Origin of the sequence: Mesorhizobium muleiense (assembly GCF_900099905.1) — a bacterium.
Taxonomy (GTDB): Bacteria; Pseudomonadota; Alphaproteobacteria; order Rhizobiales; family Rhizobiaceae; genus Mesorhizobium; species Mesorhizobium muleiense.
The window spans coordinates 62,572-70,708 of sequence record NZ_FNEE01000029.1 but is presented as its reverse complement, the minus strand read 5'-3'; the positions used below and the strand labels follow the sequence as shown (position 1 = coordinate 70,708).

The following is an 8,137-nucleotide window of genomic DNA, read 5'->3' as shown; positions in this document are numbered from 1 at the left end:
ACCTTCTTGGCGTCGCTCGACTGCACCGTCTGGATGGCGTTGCCGGCATAGATCGGCCGCTTGAAGGTGTCGGGCGAGACAATCTCGATGATCTCCGACACCTGCGCGACATCGAGCAGGGCTGCCACGCGCGGCGCGACATTCTTGCCCGAGGAGGTCGCCGGCGCGACGATCGTGTCATACGTATCGGCCATGCCGATGACGAGCGCCGCCAGCGGTTCGGCGAGACGCTCGGTGAGCTCGTCGGCTTCGGCAAGCAGCACCTTGCTCACGCCCTTGAGCTTGGCGGCGGCGTCCGCTGCCGGCTTGGCGCCGTTGCCGGCGACCAGCACATGCACGTCGGAGCCGATCTGCAGTGCCGCCGAAAGCGCCTTGGCGGTCTGGTCGGAAAGCGTCGCATTGTCGTGTTCGGCAATCAGAAGAATTGTCATCTTTTTGTCCCTTCCCAGCCCTACAGCACGCCGGCTTCGTTCTTCAGCTTGTCGACCAGTTCGGCGACGCTCTTGACCTTGACGCCCGCCTTGCGGCCGCCCGGCTCCTCGGTCTTGATGACCTTCAGCCGCGGCTTGACGTCGGCGCCGTAGTCGGCGGGGGTTTTTTCGTCGAGCGGCTTTTTCTTGGCCTTCATGATGTTGGGCAGCGAGGCATAGCGCGGCTGGTTGAGGCGAAGATCCGCGGTGACAATCGCCGGCATCTTCAGCTCCACCGTCTGCAGGCCGCCATCGACCTCGCGCGTCACCTTGGCCTTGTCGCCATCGATAACGACCTTGGAGGCAAAAGTGCCTTGCGCCCAGCCCAGAAGTGCGGCCAGCATCTGGCCGGTCTGGTTCGAATCGTCGTCGATCGCCTGCTTGCCGAGAATGACGAGACCGGGCTTTTCCGCCTCGACCACGCCCTTCAGCACCTTGGCGACGCCCAGCGGCTCGGTCTGCTCGTCGGTCTTGACCAGGATGGCGCGGTCGGCGCCCATGGCGAGCGCGGTGCGCAAGGTCTCCTGCGCCTGCTGCGGCCCGATCGAGACAACGATGATCTCCTCCGCCTTGCCGGCCTCCTTCAGCCGGATCGCCTCTTCGACCGCGATCTCGTCGAACGGGTTCATCGCCATCTTGACGTTGGCGAGTTCCACCGCCGAACCGTCAGCCTTCACACGAACCTTGACATTCGCATCCACAACCCGCTTCACGGGCACAAGGATCTTCATTTGCCTGTCACCTCTTTCACGATAGCCACCTCTTTCGAGATAATTGGGCGCGCTATAGCAGTGTGCGCCTCTTCAGAGTTGTCGAAAGCCGACATTCCGGACGGAATTCTGGTCTCCGACCGTCTAAAGCGCGTCGCATTTGGCCGACCTCACGCGACGCGCTTCAGGTTGTGTGTTCCATGCATGCCGTTATCGCAAAACCGCTGCACAGTTTGCGCGACATGCATTGGTGTGGGAACGCTTCCGTAGTTGCGGCGACCCCGCACGTCAATATCCGGGGCGCGCCCAAATCATCCGCGCCGCACTCAAATCGGTTCAGTCCGGAAAATCGGGTCAGTCCGGACTGGAGGCGCTTGCCCGTCCCCAGCGCGGCGCCGGCTGCGCCGGTAGCGGCTCGCCTGGCGCCGGCTCTGCGGCAACAGGCATTTGGCCGGCGACCACCGCGGCCTCTTCATCCGCACCGGCAAGCAGCGGTACGGCGCGGTTGCGCAAGATGAGCACCAGCACGGCCCCGGCGATGATGCCTCCGACATGGCAGGCCCAGGAAATCTGATCCTCGCCACCGGCGGCGAACATCACGATCTGGAACAGGATCCACAGGATGAGCGGGATGAAGGCCGGGATGCGCAACGGAATGCGGGCGAAGGCCAGCACCCATACCTTTACCCTGGGATAGAGGATCAGATAGGCGGCGACCACGCCGGCAATGGCGCCTGAGGCGCCGATCAGCGGAACCTGCGAGTCCCACGCGAACAGGCCCTGGAAGAAGGCGCCGGCGATGGCGCAGAGCAGATAGAAGGCGAGAAAGCGGATATGACCGAGCGCGTCCTCGACATTGTCGCCGAACACCCACAGGAACAGCATGTTGCCGCCGAGATGGAAAATATCGGCATGCAGGAAGGAATAGGTGACGTAGCTCAGGCTCTCCGGGATGACCACAAACTGCGGAGCCAGTTCGACGCTGTCGTGGACGACCGACGGGATGAAGCCGAGGCCTAGAACAGCGGCGTTGGTGAACTGCTCGCCGCCAAGCGCGGTGGCGAAGTAGATGAGCGTGTTGAACGCGATCAGGCCGATCGTGACATATTGCTGCTTGATGTGGCGCAGCCGGTTGGTGTCATAAAGCGGGATGAACATCGGACCCCCTCCCGTCTCGGCAGATTCAGCGGTTCTTGCCGGGAATCCATAGCACGTCGGCGTTTCCATTGTCATTGACCGCGCGTGCGGCGACGAACAGAAAGTCCGATACGCGGTTGATGTATCTTATCGCCTCGCGGTTGAGATGCTCGCCTGGGTTTTGCGTCAAAGCCACCATGATGCGCTCGGCCCGCCGCGCCACCGTGCGGGCAAGGTGAAGGGCCGCCGCCGCCGGGGTGCCGCCGTTGAGCACGAAGGATTTGAGCGGTTGCAAATCTTTGTTGAGCAGGTCGATGTCCTTTTCGACACGGTCGGTCTGCACAGCGGTGATGCGCAGCGGCTCATAGCCGAGCGGCTTGCCGTCATCCGGCACCGCCAGATCGGCGCCGAGGTCGAAAAGGTCGTTCTGGATGCGGCCGAGCATAGCGTCGATCGCCGGATATGTTGCCGCGGTGTGGATGCGGGCCATGCCGATGCAGGCATTGGCTTCGTCGATCGTGCCATAGGCGTCGATGCGCAGATCGGATTTCAGCCGCCGTTCACCGGTGCCGAGGCCGGTGGTGCCGTCGTCGCCGGTGCGGGTGTAGATCTTGTTGAGCTTGACCACGCTCTGCCTCCCGAAATCGCCACCCTCGTCACTTGCGGGTGAAATACACCGCCAGCATGATCAGCACCAATGCCACGAACTGCAGCAGCACGCGCGTCTGCATCAGCTTGTTGGAGGTCATGCCGGAGCCGCCGCGCATCATGTTGATGAGGCCGCGGATCAGCACGATCACCACGGCGACCATGACGAGAACAGCGAGGATGTTGAAGACGGTTGCCATAGTGTGTTTTCCAGTCGATTGCGTTCAGGCGCGTTTGGCAAGCAGGCGGTAGAGCATTGATGCCGGCAGGATGCGTTTGAGGACGACGCCGATCCTGGCCGGCACCGTTACCACATAATGCGGACGCGGGCGCCGCGACAGAAGCGCATGTCGCAAGGCCGCATGAACCACCTCCGGCCCGGGCTTCAGCCGTGACGTGCTGCCGCCGGCCTGCAGCCGTTGCAGCTGCGCCTCGTAAGCGAGGCGGTGCACGGAATTCTCACGGTCGATATTCCTGAGAAACCACACAAGGCCGTTGCTGGCGATCTTCGATGTCACTGGCCCCGGCTCGATCAGCGAGACATGGATGCCGCTGCCCTGGAGTTCCTGATGCATGCACAGCATCAGCCCTTCGATCGCGTGCTTCGACGCCGAATAGGCGCCGCGAAAGGGCAGCGGCGCCAGGCCGAGGATCGAGGAGCAGTGGACAAGACGGCCATGGCCCTGGCGCCGCATCACCGGCACGACACGGTGGGTGAGGTCATGCCAGCCGAAGACATTCGCCTCGAATTGCTCCCTGAGCGCCGCGACCGGCAGGTCCTCGACGGCGCCGGGCTGGGCGTAGGCGCCGTTGTTGAACAGGGCATCGAGCCTTCCGCCGGTCCGCTCCAGCACCGACGCCACCAGCGTCTCGATGGATCCCGGTTCGCGATAATCCAGATAGAAAGCCTCGATGCCGTCGGCCTCGAGGGCGGCGATGTCCTCCGGCTTGCGCGCCGTCGCGAACACCCGCCAGCCTTCCGCCTTCAGCGCCCGGGTGCAATAGGCGCCTATCCCGGAGGAAGCTCCGGTGATGATGATGGTGCGCAACTCTTCTCCAGGAGGAAGCGTGCTTTGACCTAGGCTTGCCATTTGCCGCAATCCCTTCCCATATTCGCGGCGTCGAGACAATCGAAGGGAACGCGGTTCTTGTTGCGGAAGATCGTAGCCCTCAAGCGCGTGCTCTATGACGCGTTCGGCCATTTCGATGCAGACGATGGCTGGGCAATGGCCAGTCATCTGGCGATCACGGCGCTGATGGCGCTATTCCCTTTTCTGATTTTCGCCACGACGCTGGCCAGCTTCCTCGGCGCACAGGCTTTTGCCGACACCGCCGTGCATATCGTCTTCGACACCTGGCCCGAGCAGATCGCCGAGCCGATCGCGCGCGAGGTGCTCAACGTGCTCACCGTGCAGCGCACCGACCTGTTGACCTATGGCGTGCTGCTTGCCGCCTTCTTCGCCTCGAACGGCATCGAGGCGCTGCGCACCTCGCTCAACCGCGCCTACCGCGTTTCCGAAACGCGCGGCATCATCTACCGCCGGGTACAGAGCATCGCCTTCGTGCTGATCGCCACGGCAGGTTTTCTGGCGATCAGCGTGCTTCTGGTGTTTGCGCCGTTGCTGGCGCGGCTGGCCGAGGCCAATTTCGAATGGGTAAAACCCTATATGGGAACGATCACGCTGTGGCGTTACATCATCGCCTCGGTCGTCATCGTCGGCGGGCTGTTCGCGGTGCATTACTGGCTGCCTGCGGGCAAGCGCCGCTTCGTCTCGATCATACCGGGCATCATCTTCACGCTGATTGCCTGGCTAATCGGGTCGACCATCTTCGCCGCCTATCTCGACCGTTTCTCGTCCTATGTGACGACCTATGCCGGCCTTGCCTCGATCATGGTCGCGGTCGTCTTCCTCTATATGGTCTCGGCGATCTTCATTCTCGGCGGTGAACTCAATGCCGCGATCAGCCGCTATCTGGAGGCACGCGCGCGCGTTGGCTGATTCTTGTTTTGAGCATGATCTTTTCCGAAAGCCGGTTCCCACTTTTTGGGATCATGCTTTGGTCGGCTGAGCGGTTGCCAGCCCGACGCCGAACGTCGCGATCGCCATGCCGACGATCTGGACCAGGTTCAACTGTTCGCCGAACAACAGCCAGGCGATGACCGCGGTGACGGCCGGCACCAGATAGAACAGCGAAGCGACTTTCGACATCTCGCCGTCGCGGATCATTACCATCAACAGGAAGATGGCGCCGATCGACAGCACCAGCACCAGCCATGCCATGGCGAAGATCAGCTCGCCATTGACGATGACGGTTCGCGTCTCGAAAGCGAGCGAGGCCAAAGCCATCACCGATGCACCGCCGATATATTGCCAAGTGGTGGCCGCCACGAGATCGCCGCCGGAGGCGAAGCGCTTCTGCCAGATCGTGCCGGCGCTCATGCCAAGCACCGAGACAAGCGAGGCGGCCAGCGTCTCGGCCGTCACGCCGCCGCCGAGCGTTCCGAGCTTCGGCCAAAGCACGATGACCACGCCGGCAAGTCCGACAGTGAGACCGACCCAATGGCGCGGCAGGATCGCCTCGCCGAGAAACCGGCCGGCCATCACTGCGGTGATCAGCGGCTGCAGCCCGACGATCAAGGCCGATAACCCGGCCGGCATGCCCCTGTGGATGGCCCAGAACACGCCGCCGAGATAGACGCCATGCATCAAGATGCCGGCGCCGGTCGCGTGAAACGCCTCCTTGCGCGTCGCTCGCCTGGAGCCGAGTGCTGCCATCAAGGCGGCCAACAGCACGGCGGCCAGCACGAAACGAGCGGCCAGAAAGGTGAAAGGCTCGGCCCACGGCATGGCATAACGCGCGCCGATGAAGCCGGTCGCCCACAGGACGACAAAGGAGGCGGGGATGAACCGCTTGATGCTGCGCATTTTTGAAAGGCTGCCGCGTGCTCGGTGAGGGGTTTTGTACGGGACTGCTGTAATGCGGTTCAACCCGGCTAGCAAAACCAAACGGTTGATCCATAGGCTCATCCGAATTGAAGGATGCGCTCTGGGTCAGGGAGGATCATCAAAAACGCTGCTGCGGTGCAGAACCTTTGATAGCGGAGGGACAGCGCCCCCCTCTGTCCTGCCGGACATCTCCCCCACAAGGGGGGAGATCGGCAGCTTCGCGGACAGCGTCCTTTTTTCACGGTTGGTGGTTGGCGAAATCAATGATGAAGTCCGATCTCCCCCAAGTGGGGGAGATGTCCGGCAGGACAGAGGGGGGCGCGAAGGATCGCTACAGAGCGCTTTTTATTTTGAGCCGTTCGCTGCCGGTCGCTGCCCTGTCAAAAACGACCGTGTCTGGGACTAAATCCCAACCAACCGCCGGACGTCTTCCGGTGATGCGCCGGCCTCGCGCAAGGCGGCAAGGCCGGTATCGGCAAAACTCTTCGACAGCTTTCGTCCGTCCGGGCCTAGGACCAGACGATGGTGGAAGTAGCCTGATTGCGGCAGGCCGAGGAGTTCCTGGAGCAGGCGCTGCACGCCGGTGGCGGAACAGAGGTCCTGGCCGCGCACCACATGGCTGACGCCTTGCAGCGCGTCGTCGACGACGACGGCGAGATGATAGCTTGTCGGGATTTCACGGCGCGCTACGATCACGTCGCCCCAGTCCTGCGGCCGGGTTTCTATCGTGCGTGTCGCGGAAAGGCTTTCATCGGAAAATTCCAGCCATGACAGACCCGTGCCGACGCGCGACACCGCAGCATCGACGTTGAGCCGCCAGGCGAAGGGCACATTCTCGGCCATCCGTTGCTGGCGTTCCTTCATAGTCAGCGCCTTGTCGACGGCGGGATAGAGCGGCACCCCGTCCGGGTCGCGCGGCCAGTCGCGGCCGCGCCTTTCGCGGTCGGCAATGAAGGCGCGGATTTCGCCACGGCTCATGAAGGCCGGGTAGACGAGTTCCTCGCTGATCAGCCGATCGAGCACCGCCTGATAGTCCGAAAAATGCTCGGACTGACGGCGCACCGGTTGTTCCCAGCCAAGCCCGAGCCATTCCAGGTCGCGAAAAATACTGGCCTCGAATTCCGGTGTGCAGCGCGTCGTATCGATGTCCTCGATACGCAGCAACAGCCGCCCGCCGGTTGCGCTGGCCAACTTTTGATTGAGCAGCGCCGAATAGGCATGGCCGAGATGCAGTTCGCCATTCGGGCTCGGCGCGAAGCGGAATGTCAGGAGTGTCATCGTTCGGCGGCAATCGGGTTGTGCGGCGCTTTCGCCAGTTGCTACTTTGCGCCTGATTACATCTGCCACTTTGCGCCGGGAACAAGCAGACATGCAACGCATCGCCACGCTCGACGACGTCTCGCAAGGGCTCGACGCGCTCTGCCTGCTCGACCCGCGCCTGGAAAAGGTGCGCGGCATGGCCGGCGAGGTGCCGCTTCGGCTGTCCGAGCCGGGGTTCAGAAGCCTTGCCTCGATCATCGTCTCGCAGCAGGTATCCCGCGCCAGCGCCGACGCGATCTTCGGGCGGCTGACAAAACTCGTCGATCCGCTGACGCCGCAAGCCATCCTTGCCGCTGACGAAGCCATCTTTCGCGAAGCCGGGCTGTCGCGGCCGAAACAGCGCGGGCTGATCGCCGTCGCCCAGGCGGTGGTCGATGGGCTCGACCTCGATCATCTCTGTTTGCTCGACGCCGCGGAGGCGATCGCGGCGATGACCAAGGTGTCAGGCATCGGTCCGTGGACGGCGGAAGTCTATCTTCTGTTCGCCGCCGGCCACCCCGACGTCTTCCCGGCACGCGACGTTGCCCTGCAGAGCGCGGTGGGCCACGCGCTCGGCATCGACCCGCGCCCGCCCGAGAAAACGCTGATCAAGCTCGCCGAATCATGGAGCCCGTGGCGCGGTGTCGCATCACGGCTTTTTTGGGCGTATTATCGTGAAACCCGGGGCAGGGACGCCGCGCCGCCTGGCTGAATCCGTAAAAAAGCATGAAAATCATGCATTTTTAGCGCTGCGATTGATCGACAAGCCGCTTCACATCCCTGTCATGTCGGGCTTACAGTATCCGCGCCGACAGGCTACAGCGCCGCGCATCCAGTTGGATGCGCAAAGGACGCTGTAGGACTTTTTGAAGCTGCGCATGATCCCTTCCGAAAATCGAACCGATTTCGGGGTCATGCGCTGAAC

At 62.8% G+C, this 8,137-nt stretch carries 9 protein-coding genes and 1 pseudogene; 2 read left to right on the top strand and 8 right to left on the bottom strand.

What is annotated here, in order from left to right; all coding sequences use genetic code 11:
- The 6 genes and pseudogenes from BLT09_RS30115 to BLT09_RS30090 form a co-directional block, all read right to left on the bottom strand.
- Nucleotides 1-431, bottom strand: a pseudogene (locus BLT09_RS30115) (electron transfer flavoprotein subunit alpha/FixB family protein); the annotation flags it as partial.
- Between the two features lie 20 nt (nt 432-451).
- A complete protein-coding gene (locus BLT09_RS30110) occupies nt 452-1,201 on the bottom strand; it encodes an electron transfer flavoprotein subunit beta/FixA family protein (protein WP_091600135.1) in 750 nt (249 codons plus the stop codon).
- Between the two features lie 333 nt (nt 1,202-1,534).
- Nucleotides 1,535-2,338 carry a rhomboid family intramembrane serine protease gene (locus tag BLT09_RS30105; protein ID WP_091600133.1) on the bottom strand — a complete coding sequence of 268 codons (804 nt, stop codon included), beginning with the start codon at nt 2,336-2,338 and terminating at the stop codon, nt 1,535-1,537.
- Nucleotides 2,339-2,363: 25 nt separating this feature from the next.
- Entirely contained in the window at nt 2,364-2,945 is a 582-nt protein-coding gene (locus BLT09_RS30100; RefSeq protein ID WP_091600130.1) for a cob(I)yrinic acid a,c-diamide adenosyltransferase, read from the bottom strand.
- Nucleotides 2,946-2,973: 28 nt separating this feature from the next.
- Complete coding sequence (locus BLT09_RS30095; RefSeq protein ID WP_023797244.1) at nt 2,974-3,165, bottom strand: twin transmembrane helix small protein; 192 nt, start codon at nt 3,163-3,165, stop codon at nt 2,974-2,976.
- A 24-nt stretch (nt 3,166-3,189) separates the two neighbouring features.
- The gene (locus BLT09_RS30090; protein WP_091600128.1) at nt 3,190-4,056 is read right to left on the bottom strand and encodes an SDR family oxidoreductase; all 867 of its coding nucleotides are present in this window, start codon (nt 4,054-4,056) and stop codon (nt 3,190-3,192) included.
- 57 nt (nt 4,057-4,113) lie between these two features.
- Here BLT09_RS30090 and BLT09_RS30085 point away from each other — a divergent pair, with 57 nt between their 5' ends.
- Nucleotides 4,114-4,965 carry a YihY/virulence factor BrkB family protein gene (locus BLT09_RS30085; protein ID WP_031254136.1) on the top strand — a complete coding sequence of 284 codons (852 nt, stop codon included), beginning with the start codon at nt 4,114-4,116 and terminating at the stop codon, nt 4,963-4,965.
- A gap of 51 nt (nt 4,966-5,016) precedes the next feature.
- On the opposite strand, the gene BLT09_RS30080 is transcribed toward BLT09_RS30085, so the two are convergent.
- A complete protein-coding gene (locus BLT09_RS30080) occupies nt 5,017-5,892 on the bottom strand; it encodes a DMT family transporter (protein WP_091600126.1) in 876 nt (291 codons plus the stop codon).
- A gap of 423 nt (nt 5,893-6,315) precedes the next feature.
- The gene (gluQRS, locus tag BLT09_RS30070) at nt 6,316-7,191 is read right to left on the bottom strand and encodes a tRNA glutamyl-Q(34) synthetase GluQRS (RefSeq protein ID WP_091600124.1); all 876 of its coding nucleotides are present in this window, start codon (nt 7,189-7,191) and stop codon (nt 6,316-6,318) included.
- A gap of 91 nt (nt 7,192-7,282) precedes the next feature.
- On the opposite strand from gluQRS, the gene BLT09_RS30065 reads away from it, so the two are divergent.
- Nucleotides 7,283-7,924: a DNA-3-methyladenine glycosylase family protein gene (locus BLT09_RS30065; protein ID WP_023797249.1), complete on the top strand. Its 642-nt coding sequence runs from the start codon at nt 7,283-7,285 to the stop codon at nt 7,922-7,924.
- Nucleotides 7,925-8,137: the final 213 nt, after the last annotated feature.

What these genes read in the sequence shown, in the direction of transcription:
- BLT09_RS30110 (WP_091600135.1), bottom strand. Translation starts at nt 1,201, where the DNA reads ATGAAGATCCTTGTGCCCGTGAAGCGGGTTGTGGATGCGAATGTCAAG.
- BLT09_RS30105 (WP_091600133.1), bottom strand. Translation starts at nt 2,338, where the DNA reads ATGTTCATCCCGCTTTATGACACCAACCGGCTGCGCCACATCAAGCAG.
- BLT09_RS30095 (WP_023797244.1), bottom strand. Translation starts at nt 3,165, where the DNA reads ATGGCAACCGTCTTCAACATCCTCGCTGTTCTCGTCATGGTCGCCGTG.
- BLT09_RS30090 (WP_091600128.1), bottom strand. Translation starts at nt 4,056, where the DNA reads ATGGCAAGCCTAGGTCAAAGCACGCTTCCTCCTGGAGAAGAGTTGCGC.
- BLT09_RS30080 (WP_091600126.1), bottom strand. Translation starts at nt 5,892, where the DNA reads ATGCGCAGCATCAAGCGGTTCATCCCCGCCTCCTTTGTCGTCCTGTGG.
- gluQRS (WP_091600124.1), bottom strand. Translation starts at nt 7,191, where the DNA reads ATGACACTCCTGACATTCCGCTTCGCGCCGAGCCCGAATGGCGAACTG.
- BLT09_RS30065 (WP_023797249.1), top strand. Translation starts at nt 7,283, where the DNA reads ATGCAACGCATCGCCACGCTCGACGACGTCTCGCAAGGGCTCGACGCG.